At 59.6% G+C, this 14,564-nt stretch carries 13 protein-coding genes and 3 pseudogenes; 13 read left to right on the plus strand and 3 right to left on the minus strand.

Going from position 1 to position 14,564, the window contains the following annotated elements; translation table 11 throughout:
• Nucleotides 1–49: 49 nt before the first annotated feature.
• The 9 genes from BSU04_RS36680 to BSU04_RS36720 all read left to right on the plus strand — a co-directional run bounded on the left by BSU04_RS36680 (nucleotide 50) and on the right by BSU04_RS36720 (nucleotide 8,409).
• The gene (locus tag BSU04_RS36680; RefSeq protein ID WP_089165123.1) at nucleotides 50–988 is read left to right on the plus strand and encodes a LysR substrate-binding domain-containing protein; all 939 of its coding nucleotides are present in this window, start codon (nucleotides 50–52) and stop codon (nucleotides 986–988) included.
• Between the two features lie 134 nt (nucleotides 989–1,122).
• A complete protein-coding gene (locus BSU04_RS36685; protein ID WP_089165124.1) occupies nucleotides 1,123–1,899 on the plus strand; it encodes a GntR family transcriptional regulator in 777 nt (258 codons plus the stop codon).
• On the plus strand, nucleotides 1,896–3,647 hold the full coding sequence (locus tag BSU04_RS36690; RefSeq protein WP_089165125.1) for a fumarate reductase/succinate dehydrogenase flavoprotein subunit: 1,752 nt from the start codon (nucleotides 1,896–1,898) through the stop codon (nucleotides 3,645–3,647). Before BSU04_RS36685 ends, BSU04_RS36690 begins: the two co-directional genes overlap by 4 nt.
• Before the next feature lie 11 nt (nucleotides 3,648–3,658).
• Nucleotides 3,659–3,904, plus strand: a complete 246-nt coding sequence (locus BSU04_RS36695; protein WP_089165126.1) for a 4Fe-4S dicluster domain-containing protein — start codon at nucleotides 3,659–3,661, stop codon at nucleotides 3,902–3,904.
• Nucleotides 3,905–4,001: 97 nt separating this feature from the next.
• Complete coding sequence (locus BSU04_RS36700) at nucleotides 4,002–5,381, plus strand: ABC transporter substrate-binding protein (RefSeq protein ID WP_373452910.1); 1,380 nt, start codon at nucleotides 4,002–4,004, stop codon at nucleotides 5,379–5,381.
• A 38-nt stretch (nucleotides 5,382–5,419) separates the two neighbouring features.
• Nucleotides 5,420–6,280 carry an ABC transporter permease gene (locus BSU04_RS36705; RefSeq protein ID WP_089165128.1) on the plus strand — a complete coding sequence of 287 codons (861 nt, stop codon included), beginning with the start codon at nucleotides 5,420–5,422 and terminating at the stop codon, nucleotides 6,278–6,280.
• A complete protein-coding gene (locus BSU04_RS36710) occupies nucleotides 6,277–7,074 on the plus strand; it encodes an ABC transporter ATP-binding protein (RefSeq protein WP_089165129.1) in 798 nt (265 codons plus the stop codon). The genes BSU04_RS36705 and BSU04_RS36710 overlap by 4 nt, the downstream gene beginning before the upstream one ends.
• A gap of 52 nt (nucleotides 7,075–7,126) precedes the next feature.
• Entirely contained in the window at nucleotides 7,127–8,122 is a 996-nt protein-coding gene (locus tag BSU04_RS36715) for a HEAT repeat domain-containing protein (RefSeq protein ID WP_089165130.1), read from the plus strand.
• Nucleotides 8,119–8,409 carry a gamma-butyrobetaine hydroxylase-like domain-containing protein gene (locus BSU04_RS36720; RefSeq protein WP_089165131.1) on the plus strand — a complete coding sequence of 97 codons (291 nt, stop codon included), beginning with the start codon at nucleotides 8,119–8,121 and terminating at the stop codon, nucleotides 8,407–8,409. Before BSU04_RS36715 ends, BSU04_RS36720 begins: the two co-directional genes overlap by 4 nt.
• Before the next feature lie 17 nt (nucleotides 8,410–8,426).
• On the opposite strand, the gene BSU04_RS36725 is transcribed toward BSU04_RS36720, so the two are convergent.
• The 3 genes and pseudogenes from BSU04_RS36725 to BSU04_RS36735 all read right to left on the minus strand — a co-directional run.
• Nucleotides 8,427–9,410 carry an ABC transporter permease gene (locus tag BSU04_RS36725; protein WP_089165132.1) on the minus strand — a complete coding sequence of 328 codons (984 nt, stop codon included), beginning with the start codon at nucleotides 9,408–9,410 and terminating at the stop codon, nucleotides 8,427–8,429.
• Nucleotides 9,403–10,431, minus strand: a complete 1,029-nt coding sequence (locus BSU04_RS36730) for an ABC transporter permease (RefSeq protein WP_089165133.1) — start codon at nucleotides 10,429–10,431, stop codon at nucleotides 9,403–9,405. Before BSU04_RS36730 ends, BSU04_RS36725 begins: the two co-directional genes overlap by 8 nt.
• A pseudogene (locus BSU04_RS36735) lies at nucleotides 10,428–10,805 on the minus strand (sugar ABC transporter ATP-binding protein); the annotation flags it as partial. The gene BSU04_RS36730 and the pseudogene BSU04_RS36735, both read right to left, overlap by 4 nt.
• Nucleotides 10,806–11,279: 474 nt before the next feature.
• Between BSU04_RS36735 and BSU04_RS49015 the strand changes: the two are divergent.
• The 4 genes and pseudogenes from BSU04_RS49015 to BSU04_RS36755 form a co-directional block, all read left to right on the plus strand.
• Nucleotides 11,280–11,372: pseudogene (locus BSU04_RS49015) on the plus strand (metal ABC transporter substrate-binding protein); the annotation flags it as partial.
• A 256-nt stretch (nucleotides 11,373–11,628) separates the two neighbouring features.
• Nucleotides 11,629–11,970 carry a hypothetical protein gene (locus tag BSU04_RS36745; protein ID WP_089165136.1) on the plus strand — a complete coding sequence of 114 codons (342 nt, stop codon included), beginning with the start codon at nucleotides 11,629–11,631 and terminating at the stop codon, nucleotides 11,968–11,970.
• A gap of 222 nt (nucleotides 11,971–12,192) precedes the next feature.
• The gene (locus BSU04_RS36750) at nucleotides 12,193–12,633 is read left to right on the plus strand and encodes a GNAT family N-acetyltransferase (protein WP_256983739.1); all 441 of its coding nucleotides are present in this window, start codon (nucleotides 12,193–12,195) and stop codon (nucleotides 12,631–12,633) included.
• A 612-nt stretch (nucleotides 12,634–13,245) separates the two neighbouring features.
• Nucleotides 13,246–14,516, plus strand: a pseudogene (locus BSU04_RS36755) (nucleobase:cation symporter-2 family protein).
• Nucleotides 14,517–14,564 lie beyond the last annotated feature (48 nt).

Genomic DNA, 14,564 nt, shown 5'->3' on the forward strand with positions numbered 1-14,564 from the left:
CGCGCGAGCGATGCTTTCTCAACCAGGGTTGAGATAAACTTGACCCATCATGCCAAGACTATCTCCGCACATTCCACCGTTACCCGCCCTGAAGGCGTTCGAAGCCGTTGCCAGACTGGGCAGCCTGAGCCGCGCCGCGGAAGAGCTCAACGTGACCAAGAGCGCCATCAGTCATCAATTGCGCGCACTGGAATCGGCATTGGGTACAACGTTGATGCACCGTGGCGGTACGACTTCACGCGCGCAACCCACGGCCGCCGGGCAGGAGTTGCTGGCGGCTATTGAATCCAGCCTGATTCCGTTGGGCGAAGCTTGCGAGCGGTTCACCGTGCGACGGCGCAAGCGTCGCCGCACGTTGACGGTTTCCGCCAATGCGCCATTTTCATCGCTGTGGCTGGCGCCCCACGTGGTGGAATTCTCGACGCGTCATCCGGAGATCGCGGTGAACCTGAGGGTGTTTGACGACGAACCCGACTGGCAGAATGACACGATCGATATCGCGATTCTGCGTGTGCCGTTGACGAACTTGACCAGCGATACGCCGGACCCGCATCCGAGCGATCGGGCGCTGGTCCGCGAGACTGTGTTCCCCGTGTGCAGCCCGCTGTTGCTGGACCCACGGACCACTACGCCGCAGACGCTGACCGAGCATCGGTTGCTGCAGGAGGAGCACCACGAGTCAAGTCGTGAAATAGACTGGCAGACGTGGTTTGCGCTGCTCGGAGCGGGAGCGCTTCCGGAGCAGAATCTGGTCCGGTTGAGCAGTTTCAGCCCGATCATCGGCGCCGCGATTGCGGGAAAGGGTGTTGCGCTAGGCCGTTCACCGTTGATCGATTTTGACTTGGCCCACGGCCGCCTGGTTCGCCTGTTTCCGGAGCATGAATTGCCGGGGTCTTGGCAGTTTGTTATTCGCTTGCATCCCGAGCGCTCGTCCGATCCGACGTTGATCCAGTTTCAGACTTTCATGCTCGAGCGCTCGGCGATCTGACTCCTTCGAGTTTGTTGATAGCGCGCGCTGCGCTGAAAATCAGCGACTCTGCTTTGATCGATATCAGAAAATCTTCGTTGGTCGGATTTATCGGCTTGTTTAGACTCCATTTCATCTTGTCATAACAAGTTGAAATGACTGCTCCCACTGCCACCTTGCTGCCACTGTCCGCCGCCCCGCTCTATGCCCGGTTAAAGGAAGTGCTGCGCGCCCGCATCCTTGACGGGACTTATGCGCCGCATGGGCAAATGCCATCCGAGCATGAGCTCTGCGCAATGTTCGAGGTCAGCCGGATCACCGTGCGACAGGCGCTTGGCGACCTGCAGAAAGAGGGCTTGCTGTTCAAGATCCACGGCAAGGGAACTTTCGTTTCCAAGCCAAAAGCCTTTCAGAACGTGACGTCGCTACAAGGCTTTGCAGAGGCGATGTCATCGATGGGATATGAAATCGTCAACCAGTTGCGCACGTTCAGGGTAGTCAAGGCCGATCGCCACGTCGCAGGCCGCTTGAATATTCCGGAGGGCTCGGGGGTCGTCGAAATCCATCGGGTGCGGCTGCTCAACCGAGCGCCCGTCTCACTGGAAATCACCTACGTACCCGAGGCGCTCGAAAAGCGTCTTGCGAATGCTGACCTCGTGACCCGCGACATCTTTCTGATCCTCGAGAACGACTGCGGACTCGCGCTCGGTCACGCCGATGTATCGATCGATGCGATTCTCGCCGACGACGAAATCGGCGCTGCGCTGCAGGTCGAGGAGGGCAGTCCGGTGCTGCGGATCGAACGCCTCACCCATTGCGCTGACGGCACGCCAATCGACTATGAATACCTTTATTTTCGGGGCGATGCATTCCAGTACCGGATGCGTATCGACCGGGAAAAGAAACGCAGGAATGCGAGGAAAGCGCGATGAATACACATGTTCTCGAATACGACGTCGTGGTGGTAGGAGGCGGAACGGCTGGACCCATGGCCGCAGTCAAAGCGAAGGAACGCGATCCTTCGCTCAGGGTGTTGCTGCTGGAGAAGGCCAACGTCAAGCGTAGCGGCGCAATCTCCATGGGCATGGACGGTCTCAACAACGCGATCGTTCCCGGGCACGCAACGCCCGAGCAATACACGCGGGAGATCACCATCGCGAACGACGGCATTGTCGATCAGTCGGCGGTGTACGCCTATGCGCGGCATAGCTTCAAGACGATCGAGGAACTGGATCGCTGGGGTGTCAAATTCGAGAAGGACAGCACCGGCGACTACGCTGTCAAGAAGGTGCATCACATGGGTTCCTATGTGCTGCCCATGCCTGAAGGGCACAGCATCAAGAAAGTACTTTATCGCCAGCTCAAGCGCTCACGTGTCGCCATCACCAACCGGATTGTCGCGACCCGGCTTCTGACCGACGCAACCGGACGTGTCTGCGGCGTAATGGGTTTCGATTGCCGCACCGCCGACTTTTATATCGTGCGCGCCAAGGCTGTGATCCTGAGTTGCGGTGCCGCAGGCCGGCTGGGGTTGCCCGCGTCGGGATACCTGATGGGCACCTACGAAAACCCGACCAACGCAGGTGACGGCTACGCCATGGCCTATCACGCCGGGGCCGCGCTTTCCAACCTTGAGTGTTTCCAGATCAATCCGCTCATCAAGGACTACAACGGTCCGGCTTGCGCGTATGTGACCGGACCGCTTGGCGGCTTCACGGCGAACGGCAAGGGCGAGCGTTTTATTGAATGCGACTACTGGAGCGGCCAGATGATGTGGGAGTTCTACCAGGAACTGCAAAGCGGCAATGGGCCGGTGTTCCTGAAGCTCGATCATCTGGCGGAGGAAACGATCAAGACGATCGAAGACATCCTTCATACCAACGAGCGCCCGAGCCGCGGACGTTTCCATGCGGGACGAGGAACCGATTACCGGCAGCAGATGGTGGAGATGCACATCTCGGAGATCGGCTTTTGCAGCGGTCATAGTGCGTCGGGCGTGTATGTCAACGAGCGCGCGGAAACCACGGTGGCGGGTTTATATGCAGCGGGCGACATGGCTGCGGTGCCGCACAACTACATGCTCGGCGCGTTCACTTACGGCTGGTTCGCGGGATGGAACGCGGCCGGCGATGTCGCGGGCCGCGAGTTTTCACCGCTCAACGACGAACAGATCGAGGCGGAGCGTCAACGGATCTATGCGCCGCTCGAACGCGAATCCGGACTTGCCCCGGCGCAGGTCGAATACAAGTTGCGGCGCACGGTGAATGATTATCTGCAGCCGCCCAAGGTCACACGAAAGATGGAGATCGGGCTGCAGCGGTTCGAGGAAATCAGCGCGGATATTGGCGAGATGAAAGCCAATAACCCGCACGAACTGATGCGCGCCGCAGAGGTTCGGGCCATCCGGGACTGCGCGGAGATGGCCGCACGAGCGTCGCTCTTCAGGACCGAGAGCCGCTGGGGACTTTATCACCACCGGGTGGATTATCCGCAGCGTAACGACAGCGAGTGGTTCTGCCATACGCACCTCTTCAAGGATCAGTTCGGCAGGATGACGAGCGCGAAACGCCCGGTCGAGCCCTACGTGCTTCCGCTCGACAACGACGAGAGCGATGCGTATCAAAAGTTGCGCATTGGCGAGCGTGTGCGCGCGCCTGCAGCCGTGCCGGAATCTGCTTGAAAGGAGCCTCCATGTCCTATACGTCTCATGAAATTTTCCATCGCAGCACGGCGCCCGTCACTGTCGACGAAGACAAATGCATCGCTGACAAGGGCTGCACCGTCTGTGTGGACGTCTGTCCGCTCGACCTGCTGGCGATCGACCTGTCCAAGGGCAAGGCCTTCATGAAGTTCGACGAATGCTGGTACTGCATGCCGTGCGAACAGGATTGCCCGACCGGTGCGGTCAAGGTAGAGATTCCTTATTTGCTGCGCTGACACGGCGTTCAGATTCGCGGCGTACCCACTATCTACTCGGGGTTGAGTAATGAACATTCGGACACTGCTTCAGGCTTGCACGGCGTTGGCCTTCATCATGGCGTCATTGAGCGCCGCGCAGGCGGAAACGATCCGCGTGGCTATCGGCACGCAGGACACCACGATCAACTGCGCGACCGGCGGTCTCATGATCCGGGAGCTGCATCTGCTCGATAAATATCTTCCGCACGACGGCAAATACAAGGACGTCCAGTACGACGTGCAGTGGAAGGACTTCACATCCGGCGCACCGCTGACTAACGAAATGGTGGCGGGCAAACTCGATTTCGGCGCGATGGCGGACTTTCCCGGCACGCTCAATGCGGCCGCATTCAAGAAGGCCGGCAAGCGCAGCGAGTTCATCACGGTCCTGTCGGGCAGCATAGAGGGTAGCGGCAATGGCATTGTCGTCCCGACCGGGTCCCCGATTCATTCTGTGGCCGACCTGAAGGGCAAGACAATCTCTGTGCCGTTTGCATCGACTGCGCATAGCATGCTGCTGCGCGCGATCAAGGCGCAAGGCTGGGATCCGGACACTGACGTCAACATCATCACGCAGGCACCGGAAGTGGCGGGCAGTGCGCTCAAGGCGCACAAGATTGACGCACATGCCGACTTTGTGCCGTTTGCCGACCTGTTTCCGTACCGCGGCTTCGCAACCAAGATCTATGACGGTTCGCAAAGCCACGCGCCGACTTTTCATGGCGCGCTCGTCGACGCGGACTACGCGAAGAAGTACCCGGAAATTGTCATCGCCTACTTGCGCGCGACCATTGAGGCGAATCGCCTGATGGCGCAGGACCCGGAAAAGTACAGCCTGCTGATCGAGAAAGTGACGGGCATTGAAGCGCCGGTCGACTACCTGTATCACGGGCCGCTCGGTTTGCAGACCCGCGACCTGACCTGGAAGCCGGAGTATCGCCAGGCAGTGGCGAGCGCGATCGACACACTCAAGCTGCTGAAAAAGACGGACGTCGAGCTCGATGCGAACAGCATCATTGACGACCACTTCATCCGGGAGGCGTTCAAGCAGTCCGGCCTCGATTACGATGCCGCGCTCAAGAACTACGCGAAGCAGCCATTGACGGCCAATGACGCGCAAACGGGCAAGAGAATCACCCATTTCAACGACGTCGCTCAAGTGTGGGTCGAAGGTGAAGACGCTGTTCGCAGTTACGCGCAACCACAAGAAGCGTTAAGCGCGCAGGAAGCATTGACGAAACAGGGCAAGACTGTGCGCGCCGTGTTTGTGCAGGATCACACGAGCGGGTTGAAGCTGTTGGCTGGGCAAGCCTGGTATGTCCGCTCTGGCAACAGGCAAATTGCGGCCTTCCTGCTGCGCGCCGGTGCGGATGATTACGCAAAAAAGGTCAGCGGCCAAGTCTCGGACTATGCCTCGGTTCGCGCTGATGCAGCTCAGGCCGTGGCCGCACGCTGACGCTCGACAGGTCCGACGCCTTCTACAGGAAATCGATAATGGCCACTTCGTTCGAAAGCACCGAAAGCCGCGACTTGCCGGCGCTTGACCGGCCGCGTTCGTCGGCGGTGTTGACGCACACGCCTGTCAGCCGTTCGATCTGGCGTTGCGCGTCTCTCGTCGCCTGCCTCGGCCTGTGGCAGATCGCAACGCAGTACAAGGTCTCGCTCGGCTTCGTGACAATGGCGAATGTTCCCGCACCGACTGAGGTTGCGCAGGCGTTCTGGCAGCTGCTGCATTCGCCCAAGCTGCCCATGCACCTGTTCGCCAGCATCATGCGGGTGCTGGTTGGATTCAGCGCGGCGGCTATGGTCGGGATTGGTTTTGGCTTGGCGATCGGACGGTATCGCGCATTCGAAGATACCGTGCTGCCGTCGCTGGAAGTGCTGCGGCCCATTCCCGCAGTGGCATGGATTCCGCTGGCGATCCTGATGTTTCCATCGTCGGAGGTGAGCATGATGTTCATCACGTTCATCGGCGCGCTGTTCCCTATTCTGCTCAATACCATTCACGGCGTGGAAGGCGTCGATCCACGCCTGGTTGCAACCGCGCGCAGTCTCGGCACCCGTGGCCTGTCACTGTTCAGCGAAGTGATCCTGCCGGGCGCGGCGCCTTCCATCCTGACCGGTTTGTCGATAGGCATGGGCACTGCGTGGTTCTGCCTGATCACGGCCGAGATGATCGCGGGGCAGTACGGCATCGGCTATTTCACGTGGGAGTCGTACACCTTGCAAAACTACGCCGATATTGTCGTCGGCATGCTGCTGATTGGCGGCCTCGGCATGGGCAGCAGCGTGCTGGTCAAAAGGCTCGGACTGATGCTGATGCCGTGGCACCGGCTGAGCGAGGCGCGTCGATGAATATTGCGTTCACCGAGCTGTTGACCGAGGCGACCTTGGGCCGTGTGGACGTGCGTTCGCTAAGCGTTGACGTGGGATTATCGAGCGAACGATTTACGGCGCTCGACCGCCTTGATTTCACCGTTGAGCCGGGCGAATTCGTCTGCGTGCTCGGACCGTCAGGTTGCGGCAAGTCGACGTTGCTGGGTGCAATCGCGGGACATGTGGCGCCCACCGGCGGCGAGATCGCGGTCGATGGCAAACGGGTCGAAGGCCCGCATCGAAACCGTGGCCTTGTGTTTCAGCAGCACACGTTGTTTCCGTGGAAACGGGTGATCGACAACGTTGCGTTCGGATTGAAGATGAGCGGGTTCGGCCTGGAGGAACGACATCGCGAGGCGCTTGCGCTGCTCGAACTCGTCGGCCTGCAGGGCTTCGAGGCGCGTTATCCGGCGCAACTGTCGGGCGGCATGCAACAGCGGGTGGAAATTGCACGCGCGCTGATCAACCGGCCGCACATCCTCCTGATGGACGAACCGTTCGGTGCGCTCGACGCGCAGACGCGGCGGATGATGCAGAGTCTCTTGCTTGACGTGTGGGCGCGTATGCGCACGACGGTGATGTTCGTGACTCACGATATAGACGAGGCGCTGTTTCTGGCCGATCGCATTCTCGTGCTGTCGCGCCGGCCCGCGCGAATCGTCGCCGATATCGTGGTGCCGCTCGCCCGTCCACGCGATGACGAGAGCACGGTTGCGGCGGAATTCATCGATATCAAGCGCCGTTGCCTTGCGCTATTGCGCGAGACTAAATGACCGTGGGTTGCACGCCATCCCGACTATTCATGCCTTATTTGAAAGCCCACTCATGACTGTTTACTCTCCGCTGACTTTCGATCCGGACGCGCCTGATCCCGAAGCGGCGGCCGTGCTGCCGCGCTTGTCCGATACTGACCCTGTGGTTCGCCGCATTGCGCTCCTTGAACTCGCGGATCTGGAGGACGAAGACCTGTTGCCGCCGATCGTCCATGCCCTGCGCCATGATGAATCGGCTGATGTCCGACGGGAGGCCGCGCGCGTGCTGGCGGCCTGGGAAGGGGCGGAGGTTGTCGACGCGCTGTGCCGTTCTCTTCTCGACCCTGATGAAACGGTGCGCCTTGCTGCGGCACAAAGCCTCTCGGAACTCAAGGAGGTGACGTCTGGCCACGTGTTGCTGGAATGGGTCGCTGATCCTGCCCCGTTCGTACAGGCCGCGATACTCCGGGCGTTGCGTGAATTGCGCCTCTCCGATGCGCTGGCCCCGGCTCTGCGAGCACTCTCGCATCCGCTTGCGTCGGTGCGTCTGGAGGCAGTCGGCGTCGCAGGCTGGCTCAAGGACGAGCGCGCGCTTGCGCAACTCGCGCAGGTGGCCGCTGGCGATACCGATCCCGACGTGCGCCGGGCCGCAGTGGGTTCTTTGGGACTGGGCTCGGAGCCGGCGGAAGCCATCGTCGATGCTTTGCTCAGTGCGTTACGCGACAATGCGTGGCAAGTGCGTGAGGAAGCCGCCGCGACGCTGGGCAAGCTGCGTGCGGGCCAAGCCCGCGACGCGTTGATCGCGTCGCTCGACGATCCTTACTGGCAGGTCAGGCTGAAGTCCGCGCGAGCGCTCGGCCGGTTGCGCGACCCGCGTGCGGGAGCGGCGCTCTCCGGGCTGCTGTCGCATTCCATCAGCAATCTGCGCAAGGAGGCGGCGCTTGCGCTCGGCGAGCTCGGCGACCGTGGTTTGCTGCCGGCTTTGCAAGCTGCTCAAGGCGACCCCGATCCGGAAGTACGCAAGGCCATTCGCATCGCGCTGCAACAGATCGAAGGTCTTCCAGCATGAACGTACCCGAACGCATCGATCTCGACTCGCGAGCCCATACCCTGACGCTGCACTGGCCGGGGGCGCGATTGCAATGTATCAGCCACGCGGCCTTGCGCGGCGCATGCCCATGCGCCGGATGCCGTCGTATTCGCCTCGCCGCAGGCCTCGTGCAGGCACCCGAGGATGTCGCAGTCGTGGACATTCATTCGATGGCGTATGGCGTGCAACTCATCTTTAGCGACGGTCACGCGCAGGGGATCTACCCCTGGCCGTTTCTCGAAGCACTCGGGACGGTTGCCGCATGAGATACGCCCACGGACAATCACCGACGCGGTGAACTCAGGGTTCCGACTGCGAGCACGACGAAGATAAGAATCCCGATGGCGACCTGCTGCCAATAGAAGTTCCATCCGATAAGAAGCAACCCGTTTGCCGCAAAGCCTAGCAACAGGACACCTGCCAGCGTTCCCGGCACGTTGGGACGGTGCGAAGAAGAAAGCGTCGCGCCTATGAATGTGGCACCAATTGCGTTGAGCAGGTAACCGTTGCCTGCGAGCGGCACATACGCCTTCACGTTCGACGACAGGATCAACCCGACCAATCCGGAACTCACCGCGCTCAACGCGAACGCGAGGTATAGCAACGCGCGCACGGGAAGACCGGAATAGCGCGCGACGCCTGCCTGAACGCCGAGCACAGTGATGCCGCGCCCATGCCGTGAGCGCGCGAGCAGCAGGTGTAGGAAGCAGGCAAGAGCTACGACAAGATACAGGGGCAGTGCGACACCGAAGAGACGGCCATGACCGAGCGTCGAGAAAGCAGGCGGCAAGATCTGGTTCAGGAGGTAAATGGGCTGTCCGCCGTCGGTCGCGAGTTGCTGGATGCTCTGGCCTATGAACAATGTACCAAGGGTGGCCAAAAAGGGCTCCACGCCGAACGTTGCAATCAGTATGCCGTTGAACAACCCAACCGCGAGGGCCGCGCCAAGTGCCGCGACGATCGCGATCGGCAGGCCGACGTGTCGCGCTACGAGCGTCACGAATGCAAGGCTGGCGAGATCGACGGCCGTGCCGACCGAGAGATCCACCGCGCCGAGCGACGCCACCACCGTCATGGCAAGGGCCACGATCGCGAGCGGCGCGACCGTATTGAGCAGCACGCTGTCGATGTTCGAGAGCGTGGCGAACGCAGGAGCGAACACGGCGAAGAATGCGATTGCCGCAGCGAAGGCGAAGACCAGCGCATAGCGCGTCAAGCTGTTGATTGGGGCGGTACGCGCGAAGGGACGAAGGATGAGCTCACGCATGGCTGCGCTTCTCCAGGTTGCGTCGACGCAGCAGCGCCGTGAGCGAAACGACGAACAGGATCAATGCGCCTTCAACGCCGCTGATCCAGTAGCTCGACACGTTGTCCAACTGGAAGCCGTTCGCGACAAGACCGAGGAACACAACGCTCAACCAGGTGCCTGCCACGGTCGGCACGAGTCGTCGCGAGAACACGACACCAAGCAGCGCGGCAGCGATCACGGCGAGAAGATTGTCTCCGGCGCCGGGTGCGCTGCCGCTCAGAAGTGCAGTGGAGGCAAGGGCAGCGATGCCGGCCGACAGCCCGCACACTACATAGCTCGCCGCGACGTAGCCTTCAACGCTCAGTCCAACCGCACGGACCGCTGCCGGATGACTGCCCGATGCGTGTAGCCTCAGACCGAAGCGCGTAAAGTGTCCGAGCCAGACGAACATCAGGCCCACACCGACAAACGCATAAGAGAGCCATGGAATGGCGAACGGGCCGTTGTCGAGAAGGGCGGCAAGCGTTGGCCCGGTTGCGGAAACGGTCGAGTTTTTAGTCACGACCAACTCCAGCCCCGCCACGATGTTCATCGTGGTGAGCGTTGCAAGAAGGGGAAGCATGCGCAGCACGACAACCGCGAACGCATTGAATACGCCAATCGCCGTACCGGCTGAGAGCGTGAGCGCGATTGCCGCCGGAGACGCTAGACCGTTGGCTAGCGAAGTCGCATAAACAGCCGCACAGAAGCCGAGGTTCGCTGCAATCGAGAGATCGATGCCGCCGGCGATGCCGTTCACGCCACCACCGATCAAGACGAGCGTCAGGCCGAATGCAAGCGTGCCGATCACCGCCGACTGCTGCATCACATTGGCGAGATTGCCTACGGTGAAGAAGAGTGGCGAGCTTGCCGCGAAGACTACCAGCACCGCGAGAATGGCTAAAAGCGCGCCGCTTTGCAGCCACCATTGCGGCAGTTTGAAGGATCTGGCGAGAGCGAGCACGTTGCCGCGCGATTGTCTGGTTTGAACTTGACTCATGCTTGCACCGCTTCATGACCGTGGGTCGAACTCGCGCTCGCGCTCGCGCTCGGACTCGAACCCGAACCGGAACCCGAACCTGCCGCGCTCGCCCAGCCGAGGATTTCCTGATGGCTGGTCTCTTTCGAGACCAGCTCCCGCACAAGCTTCCCGCGCGCGAGGATAAGAATCCGGTCGGTGATTCCCTGCAATTCGATGAGGTCGGTCGAAAACAGCAGCACCGCTGCGCCCTGCGCGGCGAGTTCGTCGATGACCCGGTAGATTTCTGCTTTCGCGCGAATATCGACACCCACGGTGGGTTCGTCGAGCAAGTACAGGTTCGCGCGCGTGCTCAACCATTTCGCCAGGACGACCTTCTGCTGATTACCGCCAGAGAGCTGACGCGCAGGCGGTGTGGCGTCGGTGAGCGGCGCTCAACGTGCAGTTTCGATGCACGATATGCACGCGCGAAAGGTCAACGAAAACATTCGTTATTTTTCCGATGGTACTACTTAGGTATACAAATTTTTTCGCAATGGGCCGGGCGAGGTCGGAAGTGTTCAATCGACGTGGAGGTGAACGACCTCGATCTGCACCAAAACGAAGGCATCTGACGCTCAAGTACCGCCTGATTGAATCCCCCAAACTGGTGCCAAACGGTGATTAGCATTCAACGAACCATTCTTAGACCTTTGAAGTCCCCGTCCTTAAAATCGCGCAACACTCATTCAACGTTAAAGAGAGTGTCAACATGATGCGCCGGGCCCTACGCGTGATGACTGTTGTTGCTACTTTCACGATGTCGCATGGCGCGGCCTTCGCAGCGGATTCCGCACCTTTGAAGGTGGGCGTGCGTGGCGGGGAAGATGAGCAGATCTACGCGCGCGCTGGTCATTCTGCGCGATCACAATCTGATCACGCTGCGCGACGAATTTGACTCGTTCACGGGATCGGCAACGCTGCACGTGGGCAGCGTTCGTGCTGCTTGGCGCGAACCTCATACCGTTCGTTGCGCGGATCGCGCGGGTCTCTATTGTGCAGTTCGCCGGCGAATGGCTTGCACGTCGCACTGACCATAAGCGTTGAGGGATTCGGACGCGCGGAACGGGTGATGACTCACATTGAATGAATCCAGGAATCGATAGGTTCATAAGTCGCTTGGAGTGGGTTGGACGCGCAACTACCATACTTAGGATCCCATCTTAGTCAGGATAGTCAATGAAACTCACGCAGGTTACCCTTCTTGATCGCATGCAGATTGGCCGTGACTATAACCCAACGTATCTGGCGCAATATTTTGATGTGACCACCGCGATCTTGCGCGACGAACTCTGCGCACTTGCCCAAGAGGGGTTCGTAAAAATGATCAATAAAGCGGATGGGAAAATAGCATTCCGTCGGGTAAGAAATGACTTCCCCGTACAAGGTGACAACCCCGCCGAGCAGATCAGGAGTGTCGCAACTTTCCCCGTTACACGTCGCTTGACGGGCATTCTTAGCGACTATGGTGCCTCATTGGCAAGCGTTCGAGATCTCGCGCTATCGACACGAAGGGCCTAGTTTTGCAAATAGGCTCGGTCTCAAGTAAATATTTTCCTTACGAGACATTGATGCGCTGTTCCCACTCCCCGTCGCGCGGGCGTCAGGGCATCGCCCTACAAAACGCCATGGTTCGGGGCCTTCGCGCTCAGTGCCATAGGGGCGGCCAGTTCAGGATCTTCGATAACTCATCCACTATTACGCAATATCGCTTCGCAAGAGAAGGAGAGGGGTGAATTGCAGGTGCGCCCCATTTCCCCGACCGAGCTCGATCAACTGCTGCTTCTCTATCACCACCTGCACGCTGCAGATGAGCCGCTCCCGGATGTATCGGTCATTCGCTCAGTCTGGAACGAGCTCATGGCGGACCCTGGCCATACCTTGTTCGGCGGCTACAAGGATGGCGAGCTGGTTTCCAGCTGCACGCTGACTGTCATACCCAATCTCACGCGTGGTTGCAGGCCCTATGGCGTCCTGGAGAACGTCGTGACTCATAGCGCTCATCGCGGGAAGGGTTACGGCCAAGCAGTGCTTAGGGAGGCTTTGGCATCAGGCTGGTCGGCTGGTTGTTATAAGGTCATGCTGCTGACGGGAAGAAAGGATAGAGCAACCGTCCAGTTTTATGAGTCAGCGGGCTTTGACGGGCAGGAAAAGCTCGCATTCATTGCGAAGCCACGACGGTAACCGTCAGCGGCCGGCTTCTCGACATCAACTTGTTCGGATGCCGTCACTCGTCAGCGAGCGAATGGCTGTGATAACAAACGCAGGCGAAATACGCGTCAAGTTCTGGTGAATAGCCGGCGACGCGCTAACTCGACATCGGAAAATCGATGTGCGCGGCAAGTGATCAAGCGTGCAAGTCCGACACATCATGAATCCCGGGCTGCGCTTCATGGAGCGTTTTATGAGCATTTCGACCGGCCTAAGCGCAGGCTGGCTCGATATACGCCGATCTAGACCTCGCTATAGTGCACCGCGCACCGAATCCGGCCGTGCTTGCACGAAAAAATCTCCAGCAGCACTACTGCGCGACATCGAATTTCGCATATTCCGGCAGAAAAGCCGTGCATTTACATGGTCTGCTTTTTGCATTAATTCATTGATCTTGAATACAAGACGGAATTCAAGATAATTCAGTCGGATACTTTATGACGACGCGTCCAACGTCTGCCTGACCGCGCGCGCCCGTCATCACCGGGAGCGAAACAAGTGTCTACTCAAGCCGTAGTTCATCCGGTCGATGAAGTCTTGCCGTTTCCACTTCTATTCGTGTTAGGGCTACAGCACGTATTGGTGATGTATGCGAATGCTGTCGCGGTACCGCTGATTCTGGGTGGGGCGCTACATCTACCGAAAGAACAGATAGCAATGCTGATCAATGCAGATCTATTCGCGTGTGGTATCGCGACCTTGATTCAGACGATTGGCTTCGGCCCTGTCGGCATTCGCTTGCCGATCATCATGGGCGTGACGGCCGTTGCGATCTCGCCCATGTTGGCGATGGCAGCCATGCCGGGGTGGGGCTGACTGGCATCTATGGCGCGGTTCTGGTCGGCGGCCTCTATGCGTTGTTGGTGGCCCCGTTGATCAAATACGTTTTGCGGTTCTTTCCTGCCGTGGTGACCGGCACGATCATCACAATGATCGGCGTGTCATTGATGCGCGTCGGCGTCGCCTGGGCGGGGGGCGGGGCGGGTGTCGCCGACTTCGGTGCAACCGGTTATATCGGCATGGCAGCCCTGGTGCTCGGGGTGATTCTTCTGGTGATCAAATTTGGGCGTGGTTTCGTGGGGAATATGGCGGTGCTGCTGGGTATCGCGGTCGGTTACCTGGTGGCAATTTCACTCGGCTGGACTGACTTCTCCGGCTTGTCCGCCCAACCCTGGGTGCGTGTCGTGTTGCCCTTGCAATTCGGCTTGCCGACCTTTTCGCTGGTGCCTTGCCTGACCATGTGTCTGGTGATGACGATCGTGTTCATCGAGGCGACCGGCATGTTCTTGGCGATGGGCGCGATGACCGGCTGCACCGTGGGCGCGGAGCAGATCAAACGGGGCTTGCGCGCCGACGCAGTGGGAACACTGGTCGGCGGATTGTTCAATACTTTTCCCTATGTTTCCTATTCGCAAAACATCGGTCTGGTTGGTGTTACAGGCGTCTATAGCCGCTGGGTCTGCGTCACGGGTGGCGTGATCATGCTGTTTCTCGGGCTGGTGCCGAAACTTGCTTACATAGTTGCGTCAGTGCCGCAGGCCGTATTGGGAGGAGCGGCCTTCGTCATGTTCGGCATGGTGTCGGCAACCGGCATCAAAATTTTGTCAAACGTCGACTACACCACGCAGCGGCACAATGTGCTTGTCATCGCGATCTCGATCGGATTCGGGCTGATCCCGATTATCTCGCCAACGTTCTTTCACATCATGCCGCAAGTCTTGCGGCCGATTTTCACCGATCCAATCATGATGACATCTATCACGGCGGTGGCATTGAACGCCTATTTCAACCGGACGTCCGGCGCGTCGGCGAGCCAGGATGCAATGCATGCGGCGCAACAGGCCGAAACGCTGTGAGCTAGCTCGTGTGCGGACAATCAGGCACTGGCGAGCAACCTCTCGAAG

The organism is Caballeronia sordidicola (assembly GCF_002220365.1).
GTDB lineage: Bacteria > Pseudomonadota > Gammaproteobacteria > Burkholderiales > Burkholderiaceae > Caballeronia > Caballeronia sordidicola_C.

Excerpts from the sequence above, each read along its gene's own strand:
- BSU04_RS36695 (WP_089165126.1), top strand. The coding sequence starts at position 3,659 with ATGTCCTATACGTCTCATGAAATTTTCCATCGCAGCACGGCGCCCGTC.
- BSU04_RS36745 (WP_089165136.1), top strand. The coding sequence starts at position 11,629 with ATGAAACTCACGCAGGTTACCCTTCTTGATCGCATGCAGATTGGCCGT.
- BSU04_RS36700 (WP_373452910.1), top strand. The coding sequence starts at position 4,002 with ATGGCGTCATTGAGCGCCGCGCAGGCGGAAACGATCCGCGTGGCTATC.
- BSU04_RS36705 (WP_089165128.1), top strand. The coding sequence starts at position 5,420 with ATGGCCACTTCGTTCGAAAGCACCGAAAGCCGCGACTTGCCGGCGCTT.
- BSU04_RS36685 (WP_089165124.1), top strand. The coding sequence starts at position 1,123 with ATGACTGCTCCCACTGCCACCTTGCTGCCACTGTCCGCCGCCCCGCTC.
- BSU04_RS36720 (WP_089165131.1), top strand. The coding sequence starts at position 8,119 with ATGAACGTACCCGAACGCATCGATCTCGACTCGCGAGCCCATACCCTG.
- BSU04_RS36690 (WP_089165125.1), top strand. The coding sequence starts at position 1,896 with ATGAATACACATGTTCTCGAATACGACGTCGTGGTGGTAGGAGGCGGA.
- BSU04_RS36730 (WP_089165133.1), bottom strand. The coding sequence starts at position 10,431 with ATGAGTCAAGTTCAAACCAGACAATCGCGCGGCAACGTGCTCGCTCTC.
- BSU04_RS36680 (WP_089165123.1), top strand. The coding sequence starts at position 50 with ATGCCAAGACTATCTCCGCACATTCCACCGTTACCCGCCCTGAAGGCG.
- BSU04_RS36725 (WP_089165132.1), bottom strand. The coding sequence starts at position 9,410 with ATGCGTGAGCTCATCCTTCGTCCCTTCGCGCGTACCGCCCCAATCAAC.
- BSU04_RS36710 (WP_089165129.1), top strand. The coding sequence starts at position 6,277 with ATGAATATTGCGTTCACCGAGCTGTTGACCGAGGCGACCTTGGGCCGT.
- BSU04_RS36715 (WP_089165130.1), top strand. The coding sequence starts at position 7,127 with ATGACTGTTTACTCTCCGCTGACTTTCGATCCGGACGCGCCTGATCCC.